The organism is Oxalicibacterium solurbis (assembly GCF_014635845.1).
Taxonomy (GTDB): Bacteria; Pseudomonadota; Gammaproteobacteria; order Burkholderiales; family Burkholderiaceae_D; genus Oxalicibacterium; species Oxalicibacterium solurbis.
On the sequence record NZ_BMDP01000002.1, the window covers coordinates 842,972 to 867,399 of the forward strand.

Sequence of the window (24,428 nt, forward strand, 5' to 3'; positions counted from 1 at the left end):
ATGAAGGATTTTTTTATTAGAGATGGAAATTTAAAAGAGTGGATAAGAATCTTTCTTGTTATTGCAGGGGTTGGATGCGCAATAGTGGGAATATCAATAGGAATTACATCTATTGGAGGCTGTTTCTTTCTTTTTGTAGGATTTTTTTTGGCGGCAGTTGGTGGATATGCGGCTCAGGCTCATATGTTGAAAATTAAACCATTCGATAACGAATATGAAAATGCCAGAAAAAGTTATGAAGAGGAAAAACAGGAATGAAGAAGATTCTGGCCATTTGGCTGAATAATTTTTGTCCTTAAAAACAAACAAGATGCCCTGGCTGATTATGATTATTGGGCAGGTAAAAATTCTCAATCAGGTCGCTATCTCGGCATAAGACTGCACTCTCCGCGCCTGCTTCAGTGCACAAGCCCACCATCGCAACTGCGCCAGCATCATCGTCATCGATTGCTCGGCACGTGCCGGTGACACCAAATTTCCGTTGCGATCGAACTGTTCCCACGCATCGATGAAGGCGACGCTGTTGCGTACCGTCATCGCATGCACTTCTGCGAATACCTGCCGTAACTGTTCGACGGCGCGCACGCCGCCGGCCAATCCTCCGTACGAGACGAAACCGACCGGCTTGGCCTGCCAGACGCCGTAAGCCGAATCGATCAATTGCTTCAGCACGGCCGGATAACCGTGGTTGTATTCCGGTGTGACGATGACGAAGGCTTCGGCTTCATCCAGCCGCCGTTTCAGGGCCGCCAGCGCAGGGCGGCAGTTTCTTTCCAGATGCGGTGGCAGGTCGAGCAAGGCCGGATCGACGATATCCAGCGCAAAGTCCGCATGCCGGCCGATCTGGCGTGCTGCCCAGCCAGCGACTGTGTCGCAGAATCTGCCTTCCCGCGTGCTGCCAAGCAGCAGCGCCAGTCGTATGTTTTCTCCAGCTTTAGCATCGTTTTCCGCCATGTGCTCCATCCATTCCGGTTCTTGCAATTGAACGGCGGCCAGTGTAAAACCTAAACTTAACTTTAGGTCAAGTGCTTGATATGAAAAAGACGGAAAGAAAGGCCGGGCCGCACGGTTTGCGTGAAGAACTGACGGTCGGCGAGGTGGCGGAACGCAGCGGCGTGGCGGTTTCCGCCATTCACTTTTATGAAGCCAAGGGATTGATCGCCAGCCGGCGCAATGCGGGAAACCAGCGCCGCTATGCGCGAGATGTGCTGCGGCGCGTCGCCATCATCAAGGTGGCGCAGCGGATCGGCATTCCGCTGGCTGCGATCGGCGAGGCGCTGGCGACTTTGCCATCCGGGCGTACGCCGACGGCCAAGGATTGGCGGCGTCTGTCGGCCGTCTGGAAGACGGATCTGGATGAACGGATAGAGAATCTGCTGAAACTGCGCAACCAGCTCAATCAGTGTATCGGCTGCGGCTGCCTGTCGATCCGCGATTGTCGCTTGCGCAATCCGGCAGACACATTGGCGGAAGAGGGGGCGGGGCCGCGTCTGTTGGAACCGGATTGAGAAGTGCGGCCAACTTGAATCAGGCCGGATTAAAACAGACTTGTTTTCCTGATATCTGCTTCAATCTGCAAGTGCGAATCAGAAGCGCGCATGGAAGTGACTGACGCGTGTCAGCTCAGCTTGCAATGCATCGATGCGTTCCAGCAGATCGAGCGCGAGTGCGATGCCGGGCGGATTGACTTCCATTTCCTGCGCCAGCTGTTGCGCCAGTCGCGCGCGCCGCAGCATCGGGCCGCTGAAGCGCCATTCCTGCGGCTGTTCGCCTTGCGGCTGCAGCACGCCCTCGAATACCCACGCTTCTATCGTGTCGTGCGACATGCCGCAGCAATGACATAGTTCAGTCATGCTCAAGGTGATGTCGTCGTCGATCAGCTGGCTGTGAATCGGGCTGTGAATCGCAGTGTCGGTCATGATCGTTTCTCCTTACTTGGCGCGCGGATGGAAGTCGAATGCGTTTTGAAAGGTGCGATAGGCTTCCTTTTCGCTGTCGGTTCCGGCGTGCGGCAGCGCGATGGCGAGCACGACGTACAGATTGCCGGCTTCCTTGCCGGGAATGCCTTTTCCCTTCAGCCGCAGTTTGCGGCCGGCGGCGGAATTCGGCGGGATCGTCAGCTCGACGGCGCCGGCCGGCGTATTGGCGGTGACGGTCGCGCCCAAAGCCGCTTCCCACGGTGCCAGCGGCAAGTCCATGTAGACGTCGGTGCCATCGACGCGGTAATGCGGATGGGGGCGGAAGGCGATTTCCAGATACAGATCGCCGGCCGGTCCGCCGCCGATGCCAGGACCGCCCTGGCCGGCCAGCCGCAGGTTCTGTCCGGCGCGTATGCCTTTGGGGATGTTGACGCTCAGCGTGCGCGTGCGGTGTACGACGTGGCCTTGTCCGTCGACCTCCGGCAGGCGCAATGAAATCGAACGCTCCGCGCCGTGGTAGGCATCTTCCAGTTCGATCTGTACCTTGGCGTGATGATCCTCGCCGGCCATGCGCATGGTGTGTGCGCCGCGTGTGCCATGTGTACGCTGGCCGCCATGTCCGGCCTGATGGCTGAACATCTGCTCGAAGAAGTCGCCGAAATCCATGCCTTCGAAGCCGCCGCCATTGCTGCGGAATTCGAAACCGCCGGCACCGGCACCGGCACCGGCACCGGGCGGCGGCTGGAAATCCTGGCCGTTCTGCCAGTTGGCGCCGAGACGGTCGTAGGCGGAACGGCTTTCCGGGTCTTTCAGCACCTTGTAGGCTTCGCCGACTTCCTTGAAACGTTCTTCGGCGTCATCCTGCTTGCTGACGTCCGGGTGGTATTTGCGCGCCAGCCTGCGGTAGGCGTTCTTGATTTCGTCCGGCGTGGCGTCACGCTTGACGCCCAGCGTTTCGTAGTAGTCCTTGAATTTCATCTGCGCCTCTCGCGTTTGCTGGTCGTTTGCCGGTCAGAAATTCTTGATGACGATTGTGATGTGTATATGCGTATGTTCCTGCTGCTATCCGACGGCAGTGCCGAGCAGTTCGCCGATACCCGTGGTGACAGCCATGGCGATCGCGCCCAGCACGCCGACGCGCAACGCTGCACGCAGCGGCGGCGCATTGCCGATGGCGGCGCCCAGCCAGCCGAGCACGATCAGGAACAGCAGCGACGTTGCCGCCAGCAAGGAAATACGTATGTCGGCAGGCGCCATGATCGCCGTCAGCAGCGGCAGCGCGGAGCCGGTCGAGAAGGTGACGGCCGACGTCACCGCCGCCTGTACCGGACGTGCGGCCGTGTCTTCGCGGATGCCGAGTTCGTCGCGTGCATGGGCGCTCAGCGCATCGTGCGCCATCAATTGCTGCGCAACCTGCGTCGCCAGTTCGGGCGTCACGCCGCGCGATACGTAGATCCCTGCCAGCTCGCGTTGTTCGGCAACGGGGCGGGCAAGGAGTTCCTCGCGTTCGCGATCCAGCGAGGCCTTTTCGGCATCGCTTTGCGAACTGACGGAAACGTATTCGCCGACGGCCATCGACATGGCGCCGGCAACCAGCGCGGCGACGCCGGCGGTCAGCAGTTCGCTGCGTCCGGCATTGGCTGCGGCCACGCCGAGCAGCAGGCAGGAGGTGGAGATGATGCCGTCGTTGGCGCCGAGAACGGCAGCGCGCAGCCAGCCGATGCGTTCGTTGGGATGCTGTTCGGAATGCGGGCGATACGGCATGCAGATTCTCCCTCTCGTTGACCGGCGGTAATTACTGTATCACTGCGGCTGTCTTGTCGTCGCTTTCCTACGCCGCTCGGCCGGGTGTCCGGCATGACGCGGCGCAGCGTCTGTACTATGCTCATCCGCATCACTTGTCGGAGGGCGGATGCGCGGATGGCAGAAAGGCGTGTTGTGGGGAGCAGCGATTCTGGCGTTGATGCTGGCAGCAGGCGTTATCGCGCTGCATACGCTGATCGACGGCGATCGGCTGAAACAGCTGGCGCGTGAGCACGTCGTGCAGGCATGGGGCCGAGAGCTGACGATGGGCGACGTCTCGCTATCCTTGCTGCCGACGCCGCACCTGTACGCAGCCGACGTAGCGCTATCGAATCCATCCTGGACGCAGGAACGCGACATGGTGCGCGCTTCCGGCATTACCGCACGCTTCGCACTGCTGCCGCTATTGCATGGCGAATTCGTCGTCGCCGGTTTGCAGTTCGACGGACTGAAGATGCATCTTGAAACGGATCGAGACGGGCGACGCAACTGGATTTTGCCGTCGGCGAACGGCACGCAGTCGTCGTTCGATTTGCATCAGCTGAGTGCCGATCACAGCATCGTTGTCATTCGCAATGCGGATGGCACACAACGCGAATGGGAGTTGGAAACCTTGCGCATGCATGCTGGCAGTCGCCTGCGCAATCTGGCGATCGATGCGCGTGTGCGTCGCAACGGGCAACTGCTGGAACTGGAGGGCTCACTGGCCGATCTGTCCGAAGCCGGCACGGCTGGCGCAACGACGAAAGGAAAACTGAACCTGCGAATCGGCGAGGCGGCGCTGGCACTGGATGGCGAGTTGCCGCTCGATCCGGCACTGCAGCGTTATGCGTTCGCCGTTTCTGTCGATGCAAAATCGTTGCAGCAGGCTTACGCGTTTCTCGATATTCCAGAGCGCTCGCCGGTCGCGCTGAAGGCCAGCGCAGTGCTACAGGGCAATGGCAATCGAATCGATCTGCGAGAAGCAAAGCTGCAGATGGGGCAGTTGAATCTGCGTGGCGATGGCTGGCTGGAACGCGGACCGCGCCCGCGCTTCAACGCGAACCTGCATGCGGACCGTATCGACATGATCCAGACCTTTCTCGATGCCGGCCGTCCGCCGTTGCCGGCCAAGGAAACGGGGCAGTTGTTTCGCGACAAGCCACTGCCGTGGCCGCTGCTGGCCGGCCTGGTTGGCAAGGATGGTCATGCGGAGATCACGATCGATCGCCTGAAGCTGCGCAACGGCATCGAGGTGAGCGAGGCGGCTGCACAACTGGATTTTCGTGATGACAGAATGGTTGTGCCGTCGTTCAGCGGCAAGCTACTGGACGGCAGCGCCAGCGGCGATGCGGTGTTCGAGGGTAAGCGGCAGGCTGTCGAACTGAATCTGAAGCTGGATAACACGTTGCTCGGCCGCTGGTTCAAGGAGACTGACAAGAAGGTCGAACTGAGCGAAGGCCGCATGCAGGTGGAGATGCGTGTGCATGCGATCGGCGCATCGATGAAGGCGCTGGCGGCATCGGTTAGCGGGCCGCTCGATATTCGCATCGCGCGTACTCAGGTGCTGTCACAAAAGGCAGGGCAGGCGGAATTCTGGCTGACCGGGCTGCTGTCGGCCAAGGATGCCGATCGTGTCGATCTGTCGTGCATCAGCGCGCGGCTGCCGTTCCGCGATGGCGTGGCGCGCGGCGAAGGCATAGCCGGCGCGCGTAGCGACGTCAGCCAGTTGCTGGCCGGCGGCGTGGTCGATATGCGTACGCAGACGCTGGATTTGCATGGCCGTGTGCGTGCGCGTTCCGGTGTCGCGCTCGGCTGGTCTACTTTCGGCGGCAATGTGAAGATTGTCGGCCCGATTGCCAAACCGCAATGGGAATCGGACGAAACCGGCAAGGTCGGCACCATTGCGCGCATCGGCGCCGCCATCCTGACCAGCGGCGCCAGCATCATCGTTACATCGATCTGGGATGGCGCAAATCCTGAATCCGATCCGTGCCAGCAGGTTTTCAGGGAACAAGGCGCGTCGAAAGAGGATGGAGTGAGGAAGAGCGCAACACAGCGCGCGCCGGAAGACGCATCGAATTGAGCAAGAATTGATTGCGGGCATCGATGGAATTCGAGCGCAACACCCGCTATGATGACGGCACTTTTTGATTCCGAGGGAGAACGGATGGCCAGTGTGCAGGAAATCGTCGGCAAGCAGAAGGATGGCGCGCAGTTCGTCATCTCCGCACAGATGCTGCGCATGAAGCCGGAGGAATTCGACCCGCTGGCCCAGCAATGGATCGCCGATGGCGGCGCGGATGGTTTCGAACTTGTCGGCGTGCCGCATCGCTGTTTCGTCGATGGCGAATTCTTTATCGACCGCATCACGGCGGTTCGGACGGCCTGAAGCCGCTGCATTTCCAGATCATTCCGGATCATTTACGATCATTCCGAACTCCACCAACGATTACCCTATGTTGTTTACCCGCCTGTCGGTTCTTCCCCAATACTTGCTGCCGAAAAGAGCGCTGACCGTCTTTGCCGGCTGCATCGCCGGCGCGCGCCTGGGCCGTATCACGACTGCATTGATCCGCTGGTTTATCGGCAAGTACGGCGTCGATATGCACGAGGCTGCCAATCCGGACATCGCCAGTTACCCGACCTTTAACGATTTCTTTACGCGCGCCTTGCGCAGCGGTGCACGCCCGATTTCCGCTACGGATCTGATCTGTCCGGTCGATGGCGCGATCAGCCAGTTCGGCAGCATCGAGCATGACCGCATCTTCCAGGCGAAGGGGCACAGCTATTCGGCGACGGCGCTGGTCGGCGGCGATGCCGATCTGGCAGCGCACTTTGTCGACGGCAGCTTTGCGACCTTGTACCTGAGTCCGCGCGATTACCACCGCATCCACATGCCGTGCGACGGTCGCCTGATGCGCATGATCTATGTGCCGGGCAGTTTGTTCTCGGTCAATCCGACGACGGCGCGCGGCGTGCCGGGTCTGTTCGCGCGTAACGAGCGCGTGGTCTGCGTATTTGAAGGCGAACGCGGCCCGTTCGTCATGGTGCTGGTCGGCGCGACCATCGTCGGCAGCATGCAGACGGTATGGCATGGTGTCGTCAATCCGCCGCGTACCGGCAAGGTGCGCGAATGGCGTTACGACCGGCAGCACCTGACGTTGAAGAAGGGCGACGAAATGGGCCGCTTCCTGCTTGGTTCCACGGTGGTCATGCTGTTTCCGAAGAACAGGCTGACGTTCAATGCGAAGTGGCTGGCGGCGGGGCCGGTACGGCTCGGCGAAGCGATGGCCGATGCGGTGGCGCAGGCAAAAACAGGGGCGGCAGACGGCGCAGGTGCTGCGGGTGCCATGGGTGATATAGCAGGCACATGAGCCTCGGCATCTGGATCCTGTTTTTTGCTGCAGATACCGCCTACATGTTGTGGGTATTACGCGGACAGGGTGCCGAATGGATGGAAGGTTGGCGCGCCTTGCTGTTCATCGACTGGTTTCGCGCGCCGTGGTGGTCGGCCGAACAGATTCGACTGTATGTGCTGCTGTGGTGGATCTGCCATGCGGTCTGGTTCGTAGCCGGCCTGTTCATGCCGGCATTGCGTGGCGGATGAGGCAGCCGGCAGGCCTTTCATGTTTCCCTGCAGCACTGCCGGCATGCGCTCATCCTGATTGATCATTCAGTTTCCCTTGGGCGGAAACGGCTCATCCTGTAACAACCCTTTGTCCGTTCCGTCACGTTCGGCTTCGCCGGAAGACTTGTGCCCGGGCTGATTTCTCGTCTGATCTCTTATCTTGCTGATTTCTTCTTCCGTTTCGTGATCGGCCGGTCTTTTTTCACCGCTGCCGATGTCTGCTTCTTCCAGCATGTGGCTGCCGGTTTCCTTGCTCGTACGCGCCATGTCGTTCTCCTCGTGCAAATATGCCGGTTTGACTCATCGCGCAACCAAAGATTCGCCGCGGCTATGGCCGTCATGGCAAAAAACAATGGCTTGCGTTTTGAAATGTCGCGACGCACCCCGATATGGACTGATATGCTTCGCGTAACAAATTTCCCTGTATTTTTTAGCGCCACGAAATCGCCATGAACTTCCTGCTGGATCTGATCGAACAATACGGTTTGCTCTTTGTCTTCGGCAATGTGCTGATTGAGCAGCTCGGAGCGCCCGTACCGGCATATCCGACGCTGGTCATCACCGGCGCGCTGCTGGGGCGCGGCGAATATTCGGCGCCGATGCTGTTGCTGACCGGCGTGATCGCCGCACTGATCGCCGACTACGCATGGTATCTGGCAGGTCGTCGTTATGGCGGGCGCGTGATGGCGAAGCTGTGCCGCATTTCCTTGTCGCCCGATTCCTGCGTGCGACAAACGGAAGGCGTCTACGCTCGTTACGGAGCGGCATCGCTGCTGATTGCGAAATTCGTCCCCGGATTCGCATCGGTAGCCAGTGCTCTGGCGGGAGCGATCGGCACGCGTTCCGGCAAGTTTCTGCTGTTCGATTCGTTGGGCGCGATGTTGTGGTGCGGCTCTGCGATCTTTCTCGGTTCATTGTTCAGTTCGGCGGTATCCGATCTGCTGGATATTCTGGCCAGCCTGGGCAAATGGGGGCTGGCGCTGGTGGCATTGGCTTTTGCCGTCTATCTGGCGAAAAAATGGTGGCAGCGTTATACCTTCCTGAAGGATCTGCGGATGGCGCGCATCACGGTGAAGGAGCTCGATGCGTTGCTGAAGGGCGGCAATCCGCCGACCATCATCGACGTGCGCACCGGCCTGGCCCGGCAAAACGGACGCATTCCCGGAGCTATGGTGATGTCGGCCGACGACGATCTGAGCGCGCTGGTCATCAATCCGCAAACCGATTCCGAAGTGATCATCTATTGCGCATGCCCGAACGAGGTATCGGCAGCGCGACTGGCAAAGCGGCTGATGCAGCGCGGCTATACGCGCGTAAGGCCATTGACCGGCGGCATCGATGCCTGGGTCGCGGCCGGTTATACGGTGGAACAGAATTGATATTGGCGACGCCTGCCTGACGCTACTTCTTATACGATGACCGAACCGCTACTGATTCAATTCTTCAAGGCCGCCATTCTGGTGCCGATCACGCTGCTTCCGATCCTGAATCCGTTCGGCAATGCGCCGGTGTTCGCGCGGCTTTCCACCGGCATCAGCCGCGATGCGGAAAAGCGCCTGGCGCGGCAGGTGACGATCAACTGCTTCTTCATGCTGCTGGGCGCGATGTTCATCGGCTCGCACGTGCTGGCGTTCTTCGGCATCTCGCTGCCGATCGTGCGCGTCGGCGGCGGAATCCTGGTCATTGCGACAGGCTGGCGGCTGTTGAACGACGACAGCAACAGCGGCGACGGCGATGCGATCCGCGCGCAGGTGGCGACGCGCCAGGTCTGGTCGGAAGACGAATTCAAGGTGCGCAGCTTCTATCCGATCAGCTTTCCGCTGACGGTCGGTCCCGGCTCGATTGCTGCCTCGATCACGCTGGGTGCGAATACACCGCTGCGACTGCCCGACGTGGTGATCTCGGCCGGCAGCGCCGTGCTTGGCGTGGGGTTGACGACGCTGGTGATCCTGCTGTGCTACCGCTATGCGAACGGTATGGTGCGCATGCTGGGCCGGCTGGGCACGATGGTCGTGTTGCGGCTGTCGGCTTTCATCCTGCTGTGCATCGGCATCGAAATCTTCTGGCACGGCGTGGTTGACCTGTTGAACGAATCGGGCCTCGTGTCCTGATTCGCTTCGCTTTTGGTTTGCGAAATGCGTTTCCCGTATTTCATTAACGCAGCCGGTAGTGTTGTAGCGCGTATCTATTGCCGATGCATTACAGAATGCCGTCCAGCATCAACCAGCCGGGCAGCCACCCGGTAAAGATGCCGAGCAGGACGGTGACGATGCCGGTCTGCCGGGCGATATTGCGGCCCTTGGCGAGCAGCAGGAAGAACATGAACCACAGCACCGCCCAGCTCGCCCACGACAGGCCGAGCCAGATGTCGCGAATGGTCTCGGCATGCGACAGCGCATCGAAGGTGACGGGAACGACGGTGATCGCAACGAACAGGCTGAACCATCCCAGTCCGCGGCCATCGGCACCGTTGAAGCGATTCAGCGCCACCCACAGGTAGGTGAACGTAAACAGCAGCGTCAGCGCTGCGCCCCGGATCGACTCGGCGTCGGCATCGGCGCCGAAAGCCATCCGCAGGGCAACCAGCAGCGTGATGCCGCCGGCAAAAATGTTGATGACCCATATCTCTCGGTCGCCGATGCGATCGAGCAGCCACAGACCGTTGAGAAAGAGAACGGCGCCGACGTAAAGCAGCGAAAGTCCCTGCAGCATAAGGTGTCCTTTGGCGGGCCGCTTTGTGCCTGCCGATAATCAAATGGTAAACGGGTAGTGTGAAAAAAGAGGCTGGACGGCACGATGCATGCCGCGCGAGCGGCGTGCATTCTCGCACACCTGCCTGCCGGCGAACCGGCAAGCTAACCATGACTTTGAAAATCCGGACGAAAATCCGGCTGGAAGAGGCGCCACGCCCTCGCATCTTCACGTCTCATTCACCGAGTAGCGCGAGCAACGGCGCCGCCAGGCATGTGCCGGCGACGACAAGCGCGGCGATACACCAGCGCTTGCGTGTCTTGCGGGTTCTTTCAATGATGCGTGCGGCATTGCCGTGGCGCGGGCGATAACGATTGTTCATGGGACGGCGCATGTATCGGTTGCCGGTTGCGTAACGGCGACGATACGGATTTTTCCAGTGCGCCCGGACGGCAGTGCCACTTCGGACTCGTCATCCGGTTTTCTTCCCAGCAGCGCGAGTCCTACCGGTGCGAGTACCGAGATGCGTGCCGCGCCAGGATCGACATCGCCCGGTTCGACCAACGTGATGGTTTGCGCTGTACCTGCAGAAGCAAAGGTAACGGTCGAATGCAGTGATGCGTGTTCAGGCGCTTCATCCGTCAGCAAGGCGGCGGAAACGACGTCGAGCAGGCGTTCGGCTGCCGCGCTTTCTGCGCCATCGTGATGAAGGATTTGTTCGGCAAGCGCTTGCAGGCGGGCGGCATCCTGCCGGTTCAGACGGATTTGTTGGCTCATGGCGATAAAACTCCCAGCCGGCATCATGCCGGCATAAAGAAAACGGTCAATAGAAAACGATCAACGCTGGCGCGTCAGCGCACCGGCAGGTAACGGAATACGAACGGAAAGGCTGTGTGGGAGGCTCGGGAGCGAAGAGGAAACCGTGTGGGTTCCGGGGAGACGCTCACCGAGCCGAAGGGAGGCAGGCGAGGTCTTTGGTGAAAGCCGCGAAGGCGGCAAACGCGGCGGCCAGGTGGGCCGTCATTCGCAACGCGCGCGCGTGCGCCGCTTCCCGAGGGGAAGACGTGCGGATCGACAGGACGGCGGACGAAATCATCGCGTGATATCTATGGACAGAAATGAAACAGGAAATCAGGAGTAGAACGGTCGAGTATAGCCGCTAGGGGATTTTCGTCAACCTTGCGGTTTTTCAACGGATTGCCGCCCATAGCAGCGACAATCCCGAACAGAACAGCAGCGCATCGAGCAGCAACCGGAAGCCGTTGTCGCTCAGTTTCAGCATGACGATCTTGCCGGCAAAGGTGCCGGCCATCAGCGATGCCCCGACCAGCACGCCTTTCATGAAGATGTCCGGCGGCAATGCGCCGAGTTCGCTGAAGGTAGTCAATTTGCTGATATAGAGGAACAGTGAACTGGCTGCCTCGGTCGAAATGAACGCGCCCTTGGTCAGGCCGTAGGCGGTGAAGGCCGGCACGCTCAATGGCCCGGTCGACAGCACGAGCCCGGTCAGGTAACCGATGCCGGCGCCGGCGATGGCAAGCTGCCATAGCTTCAGGCGGAAATCGTGCTTCCTCAGCCAGTGCCGCGCCGGAATCATGAAGAGGAAAAAAATGCCGAGGCAGGCATTCACGATATCGGCAGGCAGCGCCAGCAAGGTACGCGCACCCAGTGCCGCAGCCGGGATGCCGGTAACGGAATATGCGGCGAAAGCGCGCCAGTCCACTAGCCGCCACCATGCCAGCACGCGCGCGAAATTCGCCATTACCGCAGCCACCGCCATGATCGGCACCGCCTGCTTGGGGCCGAAGGTATAGACCAGGATGGGCAGCAGCATGATCGACGATCCGGTGCCGATCACGCCGCTGACGACACCGGCAACCAGCCCGACCAGCAGGACGAAGAAATAGGAAGTCATCAAGGAATGTGGTGGGAAACAGGTGTCCTGGTATCGCGGTTACACTCTAGTTATCGGGAAGGATGAAGAGAACATGAGCATTGTAGACAACAAGAAGGCATTTCACGATTATGCGATCGAAGACCGCTACGAAGCGGGCGTGATGTTGCAGGGCTGGGAGGTCAAGGCGATTCGCGCCGGCCGCGTGCAGTTGAAGGAGGCCTACGTGATTGCGCGCGACAACGAAATCTTCCTGTTCGGTGCACATGTCAGTTCGCTGGAAAGCACCTCGTCGTTCAGCCACCCGGAAGCGCGCCGTACGCGCAAGCTGCTGTTGCACACGCGCGAAATCGACAAGCTGGTATCCAAGGTTGCGCAGGCCGGCTACACGATGGTGCCACTGGATCTGCATTGGGTACGCGGCCGCGTGAAATGCAGCATTGCGCTGGCAAAGGGCAAGCGCGAATACGACAAGCGCCATACGGAAAGAGAACGCGACTGGCAGCGCGAACAGCAGCGCATCATGAAAGTTCACAAGCGTTGATGCAAAACATGGATGCAAAAACACGGATACAGCGACGGAAAACAGGATGAACGAAAGCTCCAGCAAGCAGGGCGAGACCGATGAATCGATGGAACGCATCAGCGGAGTGACGATTGCGCACTACGGCGAGCGCGCCGATGCCTTCCGCGAAGGTACGTGGGATCACGACGTCAGCCAGAACATCGACGCGCTGCTGCGTCATATCGAAGGAACGCCGCCGCTGCGCATCCTCGATTTCGGCTGCGGCCCGGGGCGTGACCTGAAAGCGTTTGTTGCACGCGGCCATGCGCCGATCGGCCTCGACGGCACGGCGGAATTCGTGCAGATGGCAAAGACGGAAAGCGGTTGCGATGTCTGGCAGCAGGATTTCCTGAAGCTGGAATTGCCACCCGCGTATTTCGACGGCGTGTTCGCCAATGCCTCGCTGTTCCATGTGCCGGCTGCGGAACTGCTGCGCGTGCTGCGCGAACTGCAGGCGACGCTGAAGCCACGCGGCGTGCTGTTCGCATCGAACCCGCGCGGCAACGACGAAGAGGGCTGGAATCGCGGCCGCTACGGCAGCTATCACACGCTGGAAAGCTGGCGGCGCTACATGCACGATGCCGGCTTCGTCGAACTCGAGCATTACTACAGGCCAGCGGGGCTGCCGCGCGACCAGCAGCCCTGGCTGGCCTCGGTCTGGCGCAAGGCCGATTGAGCAGGAAAATGAAAGTGTAGATGTGCAGGTGCGCGCAGTTACGCCTAAATACAATTAGCTGCGCGCCGCCTGTGGTTGCGGTTTGCGGATCATGAAGATGATCGCCGCCGCGAACAGGCAGGCGCCACCCGCCGCATAAAGTGCCGGCGTATAGGTCAGCAGCCAGGTGCGGCTCAATCCCGCGCCATAGGCGGCGAAGGCCGAGCCGAGCTGGTGGAATGCGAAGATCCAGCCGAACACCATGCCTGCACGTTCCTTGCCGAAAGTCGCACCGGTCAGGCGTACCGTTGGCGGTACCGTGGCGATCCAGTCCAGGCCGTAGAACATCGCGAACAGCGATAGCCCGTACAGCGTGAACTCCGAATGCGGCAGCCACAGAAGCGACAGCCCGCGCAACCCGTAATACCAGAACAGCAGCTTGCGATTGTCATAGCGATCCGACAGCCAGCCGGACAGGATGGTGCCGACGAAATCGAAAGCGCCCATCATCGCCAGCACGCTGGCGGCCGGCACGGCGGACAGTCCGTAATCGCCGCACAGTGAAATGAAGTGCGTCTGGATCAGGCCGCTGGTGCTGAGACCGCAGATGAAGAAAGTGCCGGCCAGCACCCAGAAGGTGCGGTTGCGCGAGGCTTCTGCCAGCATGCGCAAAGGTTCCCAGATCGTCATGCGCATCGACGTGACCGGTGCGGCCGGCTCGATGTGCGGATCGCTGCCGTAAGGTGTCAACCTCACTTCATGCGGATGGCTGCGAACGAAAAGAAAGGCCAGCACGCAAACGACGGCGCAGCTGACGAAAACCGGAAACACGGCGGTGCGCCAACCATAGTGCTCGATCAGCCACGCGGCAAACGGCAGGAAGATTAGCTGCCCGGTGGCCGAGCTGGCAGTCAGCAGACCGATGACGAGGCCGCGCCGCTTGTCGAACCAGCGATTGGCGATGACGGCGCCCAGCACCAGCGCCGTCATGCCGGAGCCGACACCCAGCACCAATCCCCATAACGCGAACAGATGCCACAGTTGCGTCATCTGCGTGGAGAGAATCAGGCATGCGGCGATCAGCACCAGTGCGATGCAGATCACGCGGCGCAGGCCGAAGCGTTCCATCAGGATCGCCGCGAACGGCCCGATCAGGCCGAACAGGATGAAGCGGATTGCCAGCGCCGAAGAAATCTGATCGGTACTCCAGCCGAACTCGCGGCTCAGCGGTTGCAGCAGTGCGCCGGGCAAACCGAGCGCGGCGGAAGACGTCAGCATCGTCAGGAAGGTGATGGCGACGATCAGCCACGAATAATGCAAGCCGCGGCGGTGCAGCCACGACGAAAGGGAATGGGCAAACATGCGGTTCTCGGAAAAGAGTGAAGAACGGATCAGCGATCGGAAAGCAGATGGTCGCGCGCTGCGGCTAGCAGTTCGTCGGCCATCGGATCGCCGCGCGTCGCACGTGCCAGAACGGCTGCGCCGACCATCGTGCACCATTGCGTCAATGCAGTTGCGCGGCGCTGATCGGTATCGCCAGGCGCTAGCGTCGCCAGGATTTCGACCAGTTCGGCCGTGCCTGCGCGATAGGCTGCGTGTACCGGCTTGTCGTCCGGTTCACGCGCGACATCGACCGCCAGCGCAGCACCGGGACAGCCGTTGCCGGCATCGTGCAATGTTTTCTGCGACAGATAGTGATCGACGATGGAACGCAGAGCGGCTTTTTCGTCCGGCGAATCGGCGATGCGTTTTTCCCAGCGTTCGGCAGACTGACTGAATGCATGGTCGCAGGCAACGGCAGCCAGTTCGTCCTTCGATGAAAAATGCCCATAGAAGCCGCCGTGAGTGAGACCGGCCGCCGACATCAGGTCGGCGACGCTGACGCCCGAAAACCCTTTTCCCTTGAACAGACTGGCAGATGCGTCTTCGATCGCATGACGGTTGCGTTCGGTCTGTTCTTTCGATACGCGTGGCATGTGTGTCCTTTCGTTGCTTGAATGAGGATCATAGATGATGATCCTCATAAATACAATAGATGTTGTACGTCATCAATAAAGATGATGCGCCTTTGTGACGACTATTCATTTGATTTATTGCAATATTGATAAAAAATCACAAGCGACGCAGAATGGACATCATTTATTTCCTTATATCAAGAGTCATTCGCCTCAAATCCTGCTGCAAAGAAACGGAAAAACAATGGTGGACAAAAATATTTGTGCTGCCTCTTCATCGTTCAGCCACGTTCTTTTTCTCAAAGCTCTTCTTCCCTTCAACCGATCGCGTGGAAAGTAAATATGAAAATGAAAAAGTTTCAGGATGTAGCAGAGATAAGGTGTGAGCAGCCTTTCTTGATTGTCTTGACTGCCGCCTCGATGAGCATCGTGTCGACTTCCGCCCAGGCAGCATGCGACAACATCGCACCGGCTTCCGGCGCAACGGTCAATTGCGTCGGCGTGATTCCCAATGTGACTGCACCGGGCGTGGTGGCCGCAACCGGCAGTACCGGCGTCACCATCGGTGTGCAGGTGCCGGGGGGCGGCGAAGTGCTGCGCTTTACTGGTTTGGGCTTGCAGGTACAAAGCCAAAGCTCGGTCACCAATGACGGCGACATCGTCGTGACCGGCGGTCCCGGCTCAGGACTCAAGGGAGCGATATCGGGGCTCTCGAACAACAACACCATCATCAACAACGGTTCGATCGTCACAAGCGGCACCAGTACACGCGGCATCCAGATCGGCACTTCTGCGGCAGGCGGGGGCGGTGTCGGCAACACGATCACCAACAACGGAGCGATCACGACGCAGACGGGATCGTCCAATGCGATTCATGTCGTCGGCGGCAACAATACGATCACCAACAATGGCGCGATTGAAACGTCGGGCGGCGATTCCAGCGGCGTCTATGCACAGGGCGATGGCAACGCGCTGGTGAACGGCGGATCGATTCTTACGCACGGCGCTGAAGCAGAGGCCGTGTTCATGAATACGGTCGCTTCTTCCTTCCGCTCCAGCGTCACCAATCTGGCTGGCGGCAGCATCGTCAGCGATCAATCGTATGCATTCCGTGGTCTGAACGGCAGCGATACGGTTGTCAATGCAGGTCTGCTGGAAGGTCACGGCGGCGCCAGCGGCGATACCGCAGTCCAGTTCGGCAACAGCGGCAACAATACTTTCATCCTACAGACCGGATCGCAGATCGTCGGCGCGTCCAACGGTGGTGGCGGCAACAGCAATGTTTTTCTGGAAGGATCGGGTACGGTCGATAGCACCTTCCGCAACTTCAATACACTGACGATGCGCGGCACGGCGTGGAACTGGCAGACAGATGCGACCTTTAATAACACAGTCATCCAGTCCGGCTCACTGGCGCTGTCCGCGATCCTAATCAGCCCCGTCCATATCGAATCGGCTGGCACGCTCACGACTGACGGAGGTGCGGGCGGCACGCTTTTCGTTACATCGAATCCGTATCCGGGCGTCATGGTACCGCGCACTGTTTCCGGTGTCGTCTCCGGTACCGGTACGGTCAACGGTAATTTATGGAACGACGGCACCATTCATCCAGGCGTCGGTGATGGCACAGGTGCGTTGACTATCACGGGGAATTACGAAAACAAGAGCAACGGGGTGCTACAGGTCGATGTGATGCCTGCATCAGCAGGCCGTCTTGTCGTCAACGGTTCTGTCACGATCGATCCCGGCAGCACGATCGTTGCCAATTTCCGTCCCGGCGATTACAGCAACTGGCAGCAACAGCAGGTCATCCAGTGTACCGGCGATTGTGTCACTGGCAGCTTTACCGCCTACAATCCGTCCGCTTTCATCGACTCCACCGTGTTCTCCACGAATACCGGAACGGGATTGAACAGTGTTTATATCGGCTATCAGCGCAATGCGACCACGTTGGCCGAAGTGGCGAGCGAGAACGACAAGGCTGTCGCCGCATCGCTGGACGAGAATGCAAGACTGGGCGGCATGACGGCAACCGTCAACCAGATCGTCACGATGTCCGCCGCACAGGCGCAAGGAGCATTTTCCAGCCTCAACGGCGGCGGCGTGCATGCAACGCTCGCAGGACTTAGCCTCCGACAGAACAATCTGTTCGGCCGCGCCGTATCACAACGACTTGCAACATGGCATGACGACGAGATGGAACATGGTCGCGGATTCTGGGTGCGGCCCTATGGCATGACAGGCCATCTCGACGGCAACGGCGGCGATACAGCCATTGGTGCCGATTACGATACGACCGGTCTGGCAATGGGAATGGATATGCGCGTGACGCCTGACTGGCTGGCCGGTGGCGGCATTGATATCTCGCGTATGCACGCTAACTTTCGTGCCAATAACGCATCTGCCACAACAGACAGTGTCAAGCTCGGCGTGTACGGCAGCTATAGCAAAGACGATGTCTATTTCGATGTGCTTGGCAGCATCGGTCGGCACAGCAACGATACGCAGCGTGATATCGGCTTTGCCGGTTCGATTTTTCGGGCTGATGCCGACTACGATGGCTATCAGGCCGGCCTGTATGCGGAAACGGGCTATCGGATTTTGCTGTCGCCGACACTGACTTTACGTCCGCTCGTTTCGCTTTCTTATACATGGCAGCGCGAGCAAGCCTTCGATGAAAGCGGTGCGGGCGAGATCGGCCTGCATGGCGAACGCACAACATATGAAAGCGTACAGTCCGGTGTGGGCGCGCGTATTGACAAGGAGCTGTCGGTAGGGGATGGCAAACTGATGATCGAAGGGCGAATCAAATGGCTGCATGAATTTAATGACGGCGCGTCTTCGCTGCAGGCTGCATTTGCGGGCGATGTGACGGGCCAGAGTTTTACGCAATACGGCGTCGAGCAATGGCGGGATGCGGCTCAGGTCGGAGTCGGCGTCACGTTCGCAAAAACAAACAATAGTTACTGGTTCCTGAATTACGATGCGCTGCTGGCCGGAAATGAAACCGGTCAGGCGATTACGGCCGGCCTGCACTACATTTGGTAGGAAACGATATCAACACACTATCAGTACTTGCTCTGTTTCTTCATGTCGATCAGCGTTTCCTGGCAAGCGTGAGGCCGTCGGCGATCGGCAGCAGCGACAGATCGATGCGCTCGTCGCGATGCAGTTTTTCGTTGAGCAACTGCAGGGCGCGCGTGTCGGCGTCGCCGGGTTCCGCCGGATGCGCGACCTTGCCGTCCCACAGGACATTGTCGATTGCGATCAGTCCACCGGGATGCAGCAGTTGCAGGCTGTGTTCGTAATAGGCGTCGTAGCCGGCCTTGTCGGCGTCGATGAAGATGAAGTCGAAAGTGCCGGCCTGGCCTTCGGCGACCAGCGAATCCAGCGTCTGCAGAGCGGGGGCAAGGCGCAGGTCGATCTTGTGGTCGACACCGGCGCGTTGCCAGTATTCCTGCGCCAGAGTGGTGGTGCCGGCGTCGATGTCGCAAGTGATCAGCTGGCCGTCATCCGGCAGCGCCAGTGCCACAGCCAGCGCGCTGTAACCGGTAAATGTGCCGATTTCCAGTGCGCGCCGTGCACCCAGCAGGCGAATCAGCAATGCCATGAACTGGCCCTGTTCTTGCGCAATCTGCATATTGCTGCGTGGATGTGTCTGCGTGGCGGTGCGCAGTTCGGCCAGCACCGGATGTTCGCGCAACGAGACGTCGAGCAGATAGCGGTACAGCGTATCGTCGAGATTCAGGGTGCGGTTGGACATCGCGACTCCATGATCGGAAAGTGAAGACAACTTTCGGCACTGCATCCTGTCGAAATGCCGACAGGCAAGCGGCATGGGGAATAGCCGGCTTCGTTATGACATCGGCAGGGAAAGGTGGTTCGACATGAAGGCAGCGAGCAAGGTAACCAAATCAGCCAAGACAATCGGCAAGAAGGACTTGCCGGTGGCGGAAATTCGCCGCTATCTGGAGCCGGGGCCGATCGTACTGGTCACGTCCAGCTGGAAAGGCGAGGACAACGTGATGACGATGGGCTGGCACACGGTGATGGAATTCACGCCGTCGCTGGTCGGCTGCATCATCGCCGGCGGCAACCATAGCCACGCGATGATTCGCAAGAGCGGGCAGTGTGTGATCAACATTCCGACGGCGGACATGCTGGATACCGTGGTCGGTATCGGCAACTGCTCGGGTGCGGATGTCGACAAGTTCGAGCGATTCGGCCTGACAACGCAGCAGGCGAAGCACGTCGATGCGCCGCTGCTGACGCAGTGTTTCGCCAATCTCGAATGCCGTCTGCACGACAAGCGGCTGATCGGCCGCTACGATTTTTTCATCTTCGAGGTCGTCAAGGCGCATGTCGCACGCACGCCGAAATATCCGCAGGCCGTGCATTACACCGGTGACGGCATCTTCACGCTGTCCGGCAGGCAGGTCAGCCGGCGTGCGAAATTCAGGCCGGAAATGCTGTGAAGTGCGTTGCGAGATGCGTGCTGCAAGAGACGCAAGAGACGAGATGCCACTTGCGATATCCCGCTTGATTGAGACCGCTAGCGATCAAGCCGCTGGATACGATCGGTCGCCGGCGGCGATACCGGCGAACGGATCTGCAGATAGCCTTCCAGCGCATCGATGTCCGGCATGCCGCCTGCCACGGGCTCACCGCGCTTGAATACGCTGAAGTTGTCGCCGCCATTTGCCAGATAGCTGTTCATCGTCACGCGGTAGTAGGCATTGTCCTGCACCGGCTTGCCGTTCAGCTTCATGTCGCGGATGCGTTTCCCCGGCGGTTGCTTCAGGTCGTATGCATAGCTGAATCCCTGCGACGGGAAGAGCACGCGCGGGCGCGCAGTCGTGTTGCTGCCGGAGCGGAACTGCTGCTCCAGCACGGTGCGCAACTGCTTGCCGGTCAAGCGGCGCACGATCAGATTGTTGCCGAACGGTTGTGCCTTGAACAATTGCGCGAAATTCACGTTGCCGCCTTCGGGCGGTACTTCGATGTCGGCGCGTACGCCGCCGGGATTCATCAATGCCAGTTGCGCGCCGCCGTTCTGTGGCGCCTGCGTCGCGGCCAGCTGCGCATCGGCGATCAGGTTGCCGAGCGGACTTTCGCCGGAAGCAACCGGCTGGCGCGATAGCGAAGCTGTCAACCTGCCGACCGTGCGTTGCGCCAGCGGCGCTGATGCCTGCGCATAGCGTTCGACGACGGCTGCCACCGCAGCGTTCTGCGCGAAACGCGGATAGGCGGCGTTCGGCGCGACGCTGCGGCCTTTATCGTCGGTGAAACCTTCGTTCTGCACGATCACATTGCGTGCCGCTTTGCCGACGACCTTGTGCGCGTGCGGATCGATGGCGAGTTCGATGTCCGTCAACAGCATGCCGTAGCGTCCCGCGCTGGTCAGCAGCAGCGAGCGGTTTGCCTGCGGCGGGCGATAGTCGCAGATGTAGGCGTGATGCGTGTGGCCGGAGACGACGACGTCGATTGCCGGATCGAGCCGGTCGAGAATCGGCACGATGTCGCCTGCCAGGCCGGAACAGCCGTTGTAACTGCCGGCAGTCGTACCGCCCTGATGGATCAGCACGACGATTGCATCGGCGCCTTGCGCCTTCAGTTGCGGCACCAGTGTGTTGGCAGTTGCGGCTTCGTCGGCGAAGCGGATGCCTTGCACGCCGCCGGGCGCGACCAGCTTGGCGGTTCCTTTCAATGTCAGTCCGATGAAGCCGACTTTGACGCTGCGCGCACCGTCGCCGAAGGTCTTGATGCCGATGGCGGGAAACAGCGTGCCGCCGTTTTTGCGTTGGGTATTGGCTGCGAGAAAGCCGAAGTTGGCGCCGGCGAAGTGGCCGTCCAGCGAGCACGGCAGGCGCGGTGTAAACCGTTCGCAGCCGCCATGCTGCATGCGCAACAGTTCGTTGCTGCCCTTGTCGAATTCATGGTTGCCGACGGCGTTGAAATCGATGCCGATCGCGTTGACGGCATCGATGGTCGCTTCGTCGAGAAACAGCGCAGACAGCAGTGGCGACGCACCGATCATGTCGCCGGCGGAGACGACGGCGTGATTCGGGTTTTCCTGCTTCAGTCGGCTGATGGCATCGGCCATGTATGCGATACCGCCGGCCGGCACCACGACACTGGAATGTTCCCGATTCGGATCAGGCGCGAAAACGGCCAGATGTGGCGGTTCCAGATTGCCATGCAAATCGTTGAAGGCAAGGATGCGGACCTTGACAGGTGCATCGCCGGATGGCGTGGCATCCGGCGATGCTTCCTTTGCGGCTGTCGGGACAGACGGTTGAGTCGCAGACTCATGCGCTGTTTGCAGTTGGCTGCAGCCAGCCAGCAGCGTCGAACAAGCCAGCAAGGCAATGCACGGAAAACGCAATGAAGGGGAAGAAAACCGGAGTGGGAAATGCATTTGCATCGTTCAGCTGTTCAGGCAAAAGATGCAGTGTAGTGGATGACGATGAAAGAATGGTGAATTCCCGCCGAAACGGCGGGTAATGCGAAGGAACAGATGGGTTGCTTCAGAGTCCCAGCCAACTGCGATCCTCGGGGTCGGCGTCGATGCGGCGCTGTATCGTTTCGAGGATGAGCGGTTCGGCTTCTTCCCAGCGCAGCATAACGTCGGGATCGTCTGATTCGCAGATCAGCGTATCGAACAGCTGATGCTCGACGGCATACAGATTCGACAGCGCGGTATTGACGATCTTCGCATAGAAGCGCCGGCTGTCGCTGTCCATTTCGGAGAACATTTTCCTGTCGCTCATGGCAAGACTCGCTCGGTGGTTGCTCAGGTTCATTATAGGAGCCTGATCGCGCATCCGTAAGGACAAGTTGCACCGCCGGCGCAATCCGATGCGCAATTTCCACACCTCAAGCGTGGAGTAATGACGAAACACCCATCTCTATTGATGTCCTATTAACTTGCAAGCAGCGCGCAACAACACATGCAACGGTGCGGAATGGCAGGGCGCAGCGGCAGAGAACTTCAGTTCATGGTGCAAAGCAGGCAAAAAACAAGAAGCCGGCACGAACGATGACGTCCGGTCATGCCGGCTGCAGCAACGGAATCAACGGAATCAGTAAGCGCCCATGTAATCCTTCTTGCCGATTTCCACGCCGTTGTGGCGCAGGATGTCGTAAGCGGTCGTCACGTGGAAGAAGAACTGCGGCAACGCGTAATGCAGCAGATAGTGCTGGCAGTTGAAGGTGCGTTCGTGCGGCGTGCCGGCACGAACGACGAATTCGCGTGCTTCCTGGCCGTCGATCTTGTCCGGCGTGGCGGTATCGACGAAAGCGATGGCGTCGGCGATCAGCTTCTGCAGGTCGGCGAAGGTCTGCTGGTCGTCTGCCACTTTCGGAATATCGGCGTTCGACAAGCGCGCAACGGCGCTGCGCGCGAAGTCGCAGGCGATCTGCACCTGGCGCAGCAGCGGGAACATGTCCGGATAAAGACGCGCCTGCAGCAATGCGTTTGGATCGATCTTCTTGTCGGTCGCGTGGGATTCGGTCTTGTTCAGGATGTCGGCCAGGCTGCCGAGCATTTGCTTGTAGACGGGGATGGAAGCGGCGTAGAGAGAAATGGTCATGGTTTTTCCTTGGATCGGGACAGCGTTGAACGGCGAAGCTGCGGCGATTATAGAAAGGAACCCAAAACGCTGCCGGCGACGGCTTGTTTCTTCCGTTTTCTTCTTCCGTCGGCGTTTATTGCGACTGCACGTAGGACTGCTGCTGGGCAATGAAGCCTTCGAAAGCGGCAAGCAGCGGCGAAAATTTTTCGCTGTCGTTTTCCAGTTCCGCCAACGCAAAGCAGGTTGCCTCATAGGTGGATAACTGGTCAGGCCGGCGCGCCTTGCGGATTGCGTAATGTGATGGCGGCGGATTGCGCAAGGCAAGTCGCGGCAGTTGCAGCAGCAGCGGATTGCAATGCAGCATCTTGCTGCTCTTGCGCCATGTGCCGTCGAGCACGACCAGCCGCAGCCGTGAGCGCGCATGCGATGCGATCGATGCGATATCGGCGACTTCAACCGCTGGCGCGCTGCCTGCCGTTTCGGGATAGAGCAGCACCGGCTGGATCGTCATGCCGGTTTGCCGATCGTTTTGTTGCTCTTCAAACGGCCGATGGAGCAGGGCGTGCAATGTCTCTTCATCGAAGGTTTCGCCAACGACGAGCCGGCTGTGCGGCAAGCTCAGATGCAGCAGTTGCGCGCTGCCTTTTGCATGGGCGACTTCCATCGGATGCTGCAGGAAAAGCACTTCCGTCGCCGTATCGAGCGGGCTGATCCAGTGACAGATGCAGGTGGATTGCGGGCGCAGGCAGCGAAGGCAGTGCGGACGTTTCATCTTCAAATCGCGGAAAAACGTTTGGCCAGCCGTTCGCGCTGAAAATGTTCGACGACGAAATCGACGAAGGCGCGCGTTTTTGCCGGCAGCAGTTTTTGCGCGGCGAAATAGATCGATACGCTGCCCATTTCCACATACCAGTCCGGCAGCACGCGAATCAGGCGGCCGCTTTCCAGATACGGCAGGGCATTCGGCATCGAAGTCAAGGCGATGCCCATACCCAGTCGTGTCGCTTCGCAGGCCGCGTCCGGATCGCTCATCGTCATGCGCGCACGCAGTGCGACCGGCATCTGCTCGTTGGCACGATTGCGCAATGGCCACGGGCGTACGCGCCCGATCTGCGGCGAACGGATCAGGATGCCGTCGTAATGCGGCAGATCGGCCGGCGAACGTGGCGGTTCGCGATCGGTGAAATAGTCGGGGGCGGCGACCAGCACGCCATGTGCCGGTGCCAGCGTACGCGCGACGATGCCATCCGGTAATTCGAAACCGCCGCCGATCGCGGCGTCATAGCCTTCCGCAATCAGATCCACACGGCGGTTGTCGAAATGCCAGTCCGGCGTGATCGCCGGAAAGCGCTGCAGGAAAGCAGGCAGCAGCGGCACGATGAAATGACGGCCGAAAGCAGCACCCATGCTGATCTTCAAGGTGCCGGCGGGCTGACCGTCGGCGCTGGCGAGATTCGCGACAGCGTTTTGAATGACGCTCAGGCCATCGCCGACTTCCACCAGAAAACGCTCGCCGGCTTCCGTCAGCGTCAGGCTGCGCGTGCTGCGCTGGAACAGGCGCACGCCGAGACTGGCTTCCAGTTTGGCGACATTCTTGCCGACGGCGGCCGACGTCAGACCGAGCCGGCGCGCCGCTTCCGAGAAGCTGCCGGCTTCGGCGCTGCGGACAAAGCATTCGATGCTGTTGAGCGTTTCCATGATGGTGAAATTTTAAACTAATGGTTTAAAAAGAATATACAAATTACCGGCTAGTTTAAACATA

Annotated in this window: 30 protein-coding genes; 13 read left to right on the forward strand and 17 right to left on the reverse strand. The window is 59.7% G+C overall.

What is annotated here, in order from left to right:
* Positions 1-258 (forward strand): hypothetical protein, encoded by a 258-nt coding sequence (locus IEV40_RS09560; RefSeq protein ID WP_188421204.1) that lies wholly within the window; start codon positions 1-3, stop codon positions 256-258.
* A gap of 96 nt (positions 259-354) precedes the next feature.
* Here the strand turns inward: IEV40_RS09560 and IEV40_RS09565 are convergent, their stop codons facing one another.
* Complete coding sequence (locus tag IEV40_RS09565) at positions 355-954, reverse strand: NADPH-dependent FMN reductase (protein ID WP_188420933.1); 600 nt, start codon at positions 952-954, stop codon at positions 355-357.
* 80 nt (positions 955-1,034) lie between these two features.
* Between IEV40_RS09565 and soxR the strand changes: the two genes are divergently transcribed.
* Entirely contained in the window at positions 1,035-1,508 is a 474-nt protein-coding gene (soxR, locus tag IEV40_RS09570; protein ID WP_188420935.1) for a redox-sensitive transcriptional activator SoxR, read from the forward strand.
* Positions 1,509-1,586: 78 nt separating this feature from the next.
* On the opposite strand, the gene IEV40_RS09575 is transcribed toward soxR, so the two are convergent.
* The 3 genes from IEV40_RS09575 to IEV40_RS09585 all read right to left on the reverse strand — a co-directional run bounded on the left by IEV40_RS09575 (position 1,587) and on the right by IEV40_RS09585 (position 3,683).
* On the reverse strand, positions 1,587-1,919 hold the full coding sequence (locus IEV40_RS09575; RefSeq protein ID WP_188420937.1) for a chaperone modulator CbpM: 333 nt from the start codon (positions 1,917-1,919) through the stop codon (positions 1,587-1,589).
* Between the two features lie 12 nt (positions 1,920-1,931).
* Positions 1,932-2,897 (reverse strand): DnaJ C-terminal domain-containing protein, encoded by a 966-nt coding sequence (locus IEV40_RS09580; protein WP_188420939.1) that lies wholly within the window; start codon positions 2,895-2,897, stop codon positions 1,932-1,934.
* An 84-nt stretch (positions 2,898-2,981) separates the two neighbouring features.
* On the reverse strand, positions 2,982-3,683 hold the full coding sequence (locus IEV40_RS09585) for a VIT1/CCC1 transporter family protein (protein WP_188420942.1): 702 nt from the start codon (positions 3,681-3,683) through the stop codon (positions 2,982-2,984).
* Between the two features lie 148 nt (positions 3,684-3,831).
* Here IEV40_RS09585 and IEV40_RS09590 point away from each other — a divergent pair, with 148 nt between their 5' ends.
* The 4 genes from IEV40_RS09590 (at position 3,832) to IEV40_RS09605 (ending at position 7,311) form a co-directional block, all read left to right on the forward strand.
* Positions 3,832-5,787: an AsmA family protein gene (locus IEV40_RS09590; RefSeq protein WP_188420944.1), complete on the forward strand. Its 1,956-nt coding sequence runs from the start codon at positions 3,832-3,834 to the stop codon at positions 5,785-5,787.
* An 84-nt stretch (positions 5,788-5,871) separates the two neighbouring features.
* Entirely contained in the window at positions 5,872-6,093 is a 222-nt protein-coding gene (locus IEV40_RS09595) for a hypothetical protein (protein ID WP_188420946.1), read from the forward strand.
* A gap of 67 nt (positions 6,094-6,160) precedes the next feature.
* Positions 6,161-7,078 (forward strand): archaetidylserine decarboxylase, encoded by a 918-nt coding sequence (gene asd, locus IEV40_RS09600; RefSeq protein WP_371870046.1) that lies wholly within the window; start codon positions 6,161-6,163, stop codon positions 7,076-7,078.
* The gene (locus tag IEV40_RS09605) at positions 7,075-7,311 is read left to right on the forward strand and encodes a hypothetical protein (RefSeq protein WP_188420948.1); all 237 of its coding nucleotides are present in this window, start codon (positions 7,075-7,077) and stop codon (positions 7,309-7,311) included. The genes asd and IEV40_RS09605 overlap by 4 nt, the downstream gene beginning before the upstream one ends.
* A gap of 66 nt (positions 7,312-7,377) precedes the next feature.
* On the opposite strand, the gene IEV40_RS09610 is transcribed toward IEV40_RS09605, so the two are convergent.
* Positions 7,378-7,566, reverse strand: a complete 189-nt coding sequence (locus tag IEV40_RS09610; RefSeq protein ID WP_188420950.1) for a hypothetical protein — start codon at positions 7,564-7,566, stop codon at positions 7,378-7,380.
* Positions 7,567-7,781: 215 nt separating this feature from the next.
* On the opposite strand from IEV40_RS09610, the gene IEV40_RS09615 reads away from it, so the two are divergent.
* Both IEV40_RS09615 and IEV40_RS09620 read left to right on the forward strand, forming a co-directional pair.
* Positions 7,782-8,711: a DedA family protein/thiosulfate sulfurtransferase GlpE gene (locus IEV40_RS09615; RefSeq protein ID WP_188420952.1), complete on the forward strand. Its 930-nt coding sequence runs from the start codon at positions 7,782-7,784 to the stop codon at positions 8,709-8,711.
* A 36-nt stretch (positions 8,712-8,747) separates the two neighbouring features.
* Positions 8,748-9,443 (forward strand): MarC family protein, encoded by a 696-nt coding sequence (locus IEV40_RS09620; protein WP_188420954.1) that lies wholly within the window; start codon positions 8,748-8,750, stop codon positions 9,441-9,443.
* Positions 9,444-9,531: 88 nt separating this feature from the next.
* On the opposite strand, the gene IEV40_RS09625 is transcribed toward IEV40_RS09620, so the two are convergent.
* The 4 genes from IEV40_RS09625 to IEV40_RS09640 form a co-directional block, all read right to left on the reverse strand.
* On the reverse strand, positions 9,532-10,044 hold the full coding sequence (locus IEV40_RS09625; protein WP_188420956.1) for an AmiS/UreI family transporter: 513 nt from the start codon (positions 10,042-10,044) through the stop codon (positions 9,532-9,534).
* Positions 10,045-10,258: 214 nt separating this feature from the next.
* On the reverse strand, positions 10,259-10,405 hold the full coding sequence (locus IEV40_RS09630) for a hypothetical protein (protein WP_188420958.1): 147 nt from the start codon (positions 10,403-10,405) through the stop codon (positions 10,259-10,261).
* Positions 10,402-10,800: a GreA/GreB family elongation factor gene (locus IEV40_RS09635; protein WP_188420960.1), complete on the reverse strand. Its 399-nt coding sequence runs from the start codon at positions 10,798-10,800 to the stop codon at positions 10,402-10,404. The genes IEV40_RS09630 and IEV40_RS09635 overlap by 4 nt, the downstream gene beginning before the upstream one ends.
* Positions 10,801-11,212: 412 nt before the next feature.
* On the reverse strand, positions 11,213-11,938 hold the full coding sequence (locus tag IEV40_RS09640) for a sulfite exporter TauE/SafE family protein (RefSeq protein WP_188420962.1): 726 nt from the start codon (positions 11,936-11,938) through the stop codon (positions 11,213-11,215).
* A 52-nt stretch (positions 11,939-11,990) separates the two neighbouring features.
* Here IEV40_RS09640 and smpB point away from each other — a divergent pair, with 52 nt between their 5' ends.
* Complete coding sequence (gene smpB, locus IEV40_RS09645; protein ID WP_268234578.1) at positions 11,991-12,461, forward strand: SsrA-binding protein SmpB; 471 nt, start codon at positions 11,991-11,993, stop codon at positions 12,459-12,461.
* Between the two features lie 46 nt (positions 12,462-12,507).
* Positions 12,508-13,158 carry a class I SAM-dependent methyltransferase gene (locus IEV40_RS09650; protein WP_229724038.1) on the forward strand — a complete coding sequence of 217 codons (651 nt, stop codon included), beginning with the start codon at positions 12,508-12,510 and terminating at the stop codon, positions 13,156-13,158.
* A 54-nt stretch (positions 13,159-13,212) separates the two neighbouring features.
* Here the strand turns inward: IEV40_RS09650 and IEV40_RS09655 are convergent, their stop codons facing one another.
* Both IEV40_RS09655 and IEV40_RS09660 read right to left on the reverse strand, forming a co-directional pair.
* Positions 13,213-14,499: an MFS transporter gene (locus IEV40_RS09655; RefSeq protein WP_188420967.1), complete on the reverse strand. Its 1,287-nt coding sequence runs from the start codon at positions 14,497-14,499 to the stop codon at positions 13,213-13,215.
* Between the two features lie 29 nt (positions 14,500-14,528).
* A complete protein-coding gene (locus IEV40_RS09660; protein WP_188420969.1) occupies positions 14,529-15,113 on the reverse strand; it encodes a TetR/AcrR family transcriptional regulator in 585 nt (194 codons plus the stop codon).
* A gap of 152 nt (positions 15,114-15,265) precedes the next feature.
* Between IEV40_RS09660 and IEV40_RS09665 the strand changes: the two genes are divergently transcribed.
* Positions 15,266-15,478, forward strand: coding sequence for a hypothetical protein (locus IEV40_RS09665; protein ID WP_188420971.1), 213 nt, complete (start codon positions 15,266-15,268; stop codon positions 15,476-15,478).
* 10 nt (positions 15,479-15,488) lie between these two features.
* Positions 15,489-18,140 carry an autotransporter family protein gene (locus IEV40_RS09670; protein ID WP_188420973.1) on the forward strand — a complete coding sequence of 884 codons (2,652 nt, stop codon included), beginning with the start codon at positions 15,489-15,491 and terminating at the stop codon, positions 18,138-18,140.
* 49 nt (positions 18,141-18,189) lie between these two features.
* On the opposite strand, the gene IEV40_RS09675 is transcribed toward IEV40_RS09670, so the two are convergent.
* Positions 18,190-18,855, reverse strand: a complete 666-nt coding sequence (locus IEV40_RS09675) for a class I SAM-dependent methyltransferase (protein ID WP_188420975.1) — start codon at positions 18,853-18,855, stop codon at positions 18,190-18,192.
* 124 nt (positions 18,856-18,979) lie between these two features.
* On the opposite strand from IEV40_RS09675, the gene IEV40_RS09680 reads away from it, so the two are divergent.
* Positions 18,980-19,567, forward strand: a complete 588-nt coding sequence (locus IEV40_RS09680; RefSeq protein WP_188420977.1) for a flavin reductase family protein — start codon at positions 18,980-18,982, stop codon at positions 19,565-19,567.
* A gap of 77 nt (positions 19,568-19,644) precedes the next feature.
* Here IEV40_RS09680 and IEV40_RS09685 read toward each other — a convergent pair whose 3' ends face one another.
* From IEV40_RS09685 to IEV40_RS09705, 5 genes are all read right to left on the reverse strand, one after another.
* Positions 19,645-21,510, reverse strand: a complete 1,866-nt coding sequence (locus tag IEV40_RS09685) for a bifunctional metallophosphatase/5'-nucleotidase (RefSeq protein WP_188420979.1) — start codon at positions 21,508-21,510, stop codon at positions 19,645-19,647.
* A gap of 109 nt (positions 21,511-21,619) precedes the next feature.
* The gene (locus tag IEV40_RS09690) at positions 21,620-21,862 is read right to left on the reverse strand and encodes a hypothetical protein (RefSeq protein ID WP_188420981.1); all 243 of its coding nucleotides are present in this window, start codon (positions 21,860-21,862) and stop codon (positions 21,620-21,622) included.
* A gap of 312 nt (positions 21,863-22,174) precedes the next feature.
* On the reverse strand, positions 22,175-22,684 hold the full coding sequence (locus IEV40_RS09695; protein WP_188420983.1) for a DUF1993 domain-containing protein: 510 nt from the start codon (positions 22,682-22,684) through the stop codon (positions 22,175-22,177).
* 115 nt (positions 22,685-22,799) lie between these two features.
* Positions 22,800-23,438, reverse strand: a complete 639-nt coding sequence (locus tag IEV40_RS09700) for a tRNA-uridine aminocarboxypropyltransferase (protein ID WP_188420985.1) — start codon at positions 23,436-23,438, stop codon at positions 22,800-22,802.
* A gap of 2 nt (positions 23,439-23,440) precedes the next feature.
* The gene (locus IEV40_RS09705) at positions 23,441-24,364 is read right to left on the reverse strand and encodes a LysR family transcriptional regulator (RefSeq protein ID WP_188420987.1); all 924 of its coding nucleotides are present in this window, start codon (positions 24,362-24,364) and stop codon (positions 23,441-23,443) included.
* Between the last annotated feature and the right edge of the window lie 64 nt (positions 24,365-24,428).

Coding starts and splice junctions, on each gene's coding strand:
- IEV40_RS09560 (WP_188421204.1), top strand. CDS start 1: ATGAAGGATTTTTTTATTAGAGATGGAAATTTAAAAGAGTGGATAAGA.
- IEV40_RS09565 (WP_188420933.1), bottom strand. CDS start 954: ATGGCGGAAAACGATGCTAAAGCTGGAGAAAACATACGACTGGCGCTG.
- soxR (WP_188420935.1), top strand. CDS start 1,035: ATGAAAAAGACGGAAAGAAAGGCCGGGCCGCACGGTTTGCGTGAAGAA.
- IEV40_RS09575 (WP_188420937.1), bottom strand. CDS start 1,919: ATGACCGACACTGCGATTCACAGCCCGATTCACAGCCAGCTGATCGAC.
- IEV40_RS09580 (WP_188420939.1), bottom strand. CDS start 2,897: ATGAAATTCAAGGACTACTACGAAACGCTGGGCGTCAAGCGTGACGCC.
- IEV40_RS09585 (WP_188420942.1), bottom strand. CDS start 3,683: ATGCCGTATCGCCCGCATTCCGAACAGCATCCCAACGAACGCATCGGC.
- IEV40_RS09590 (WP_188420944.1), top strand. CDS start 3,832: ATGCGCGGATGGCAGAAAGGCGTGTTGTGGGGAGCAGCGATTCTGGCG.
- IEV40_RS09595 (WP_188420946.1), top strand. CDS start 5,872: ATGGCCAGTGTGCAGGAAATCGTCGGCAAGCAGAAGGATGGCGCGCAG.
- asd (WP_371870046.1), top strand. CDS start 6,161: ATGTTGTTTACCCGCCTGTCGGTTCTTCCCCAATACTTGCTGCCGAAA.
- IEV40_RS09605 (WP_188420948.1), top strand. CDS start 7,075: ATGAGCCTCGGCATCTGGATCCTGTTTTTTGCTGCAGATACCGCCTAC.
- IEV40_RS09610 (WP_188420950.1), bottom strand. CDS start 7,566: ATGCTGGAAGAAGCAGACATCGGCAGCGGTGAAAAAAGACCGGCCGAT.
- IEV40_RS09615 (WP_188420952.1), top strand. CDS start 7,782: ATGAACTTCCTGCTGGATCTGATCGAACAATACGGTTTGCTCTTTGTC.
- IEV40_RS09620 (WP_188420954.1), top strand. CDS start 8,748: ATGACCGAACCGCTACTGATTCAATTCTTCAAGGCCGCCATTCTGGTG.
- IEV40_RS09625 (WP_188420956.1), bottom strand. CDS start 10,044: ATGCTGCAGGGACTTTCGCTGCTTTACGTCGGCGCCGTTCTCTTTCTC.
- IEV40_RS09630 (WP_188420958.1), bottom strand. CDS start 10,405: ATGAACAATCGTTATCGCCCGCGCCACGGCAATGCCGCACGCATCATT.
- IEV40_RS09635 (WP_188420960.1), bottom strand. CDS start 10,800: ATGAGCCAACAAATCCGTCTGAACCGGCAGGATGCCGCCCGCCTGCAA.
- IEV40_RS09640 (WP_188420962.1), bottom strand. CDS start 11,938: ATGACTTCCTATTTCTTCGTCCTGCTGGTCGGGCTGGTTGCCGGTGTC.
- IEV40_RS09650 (WP_229724038.1), top strand. CDS start 12,508: ATGAACGAAAGCTCCAGCAAGCAGGGCGAGACCGATGAATCGATGGAA.
- IEV40_RS09655 (WP_188420967.1), bottom strand. CDS start 14,499: ATGTTTGCCCATTCCCTTTCGTCGTGGCTGCACCGCCGCGGCTTGCAT.
- IEV40_RS09660 (WP_188420969.1), bottom strand. CDS start 15,113: ATGCCACGCGTATCGAAAGAACAGACCGAACGCAACCGTCATGCGATC.
- IEV40_RS09665 (WP_188420971.1), top strand. CDS start 15,266: ATGGACATCATTTATTTCCTTATATCAAGAGTCATTCGCCTCAAATCC.
- IEV40_RS09675 (WP_188420975.1), bottom strand. CDS start 18,855: ATGTCCAACCGCACCCTGAATCTCGACGATACGCTGTACCGCTATCTG.
- IEV40_RS09680 (WP_188420977.1), top strand. CDS start 18,980: ATGAAGGCAGCGAGCAAGGTAACCAAATCAGCCAAGACAATCGGCAAG.
- IEV40_RS09685 (WP_188420979.1), bottom strand. CDS start 21,510: ATGCATTTCCCACTCCGGTTTTCTTCCCCTTCATTGCGTTTTCCGTGC.
- IEV40_RS09690 (WP_188420981.1), bottom strand. CDS start 21,862: ATGAGCGACAGGAAAATGTTCTCCGAAATGGACAGCGACAGCCGGCGC.
- IEV40_RS09695 (WP_188420983.1), bottom strand. CDS start 22,684: ATGACCATTTCTCTCTACGCCGCTTCCATCCCCGTCTACAAGCAAATG.
- IEV40_RS09700 (WP_188420985.1), bottom strand. CDS start 23,438: ATGAAACGTCCGCACTGCCTTCGCTGCCTGCGCCCGCAATCCACCTGC.
- IEV40_RS09705 (WP_188420987.1), bottom strand. CDS start 24,364: ATGGAAACGCTCAACAGCATCGAATGCTTTGTCCGCAGCGCCGAAGCC.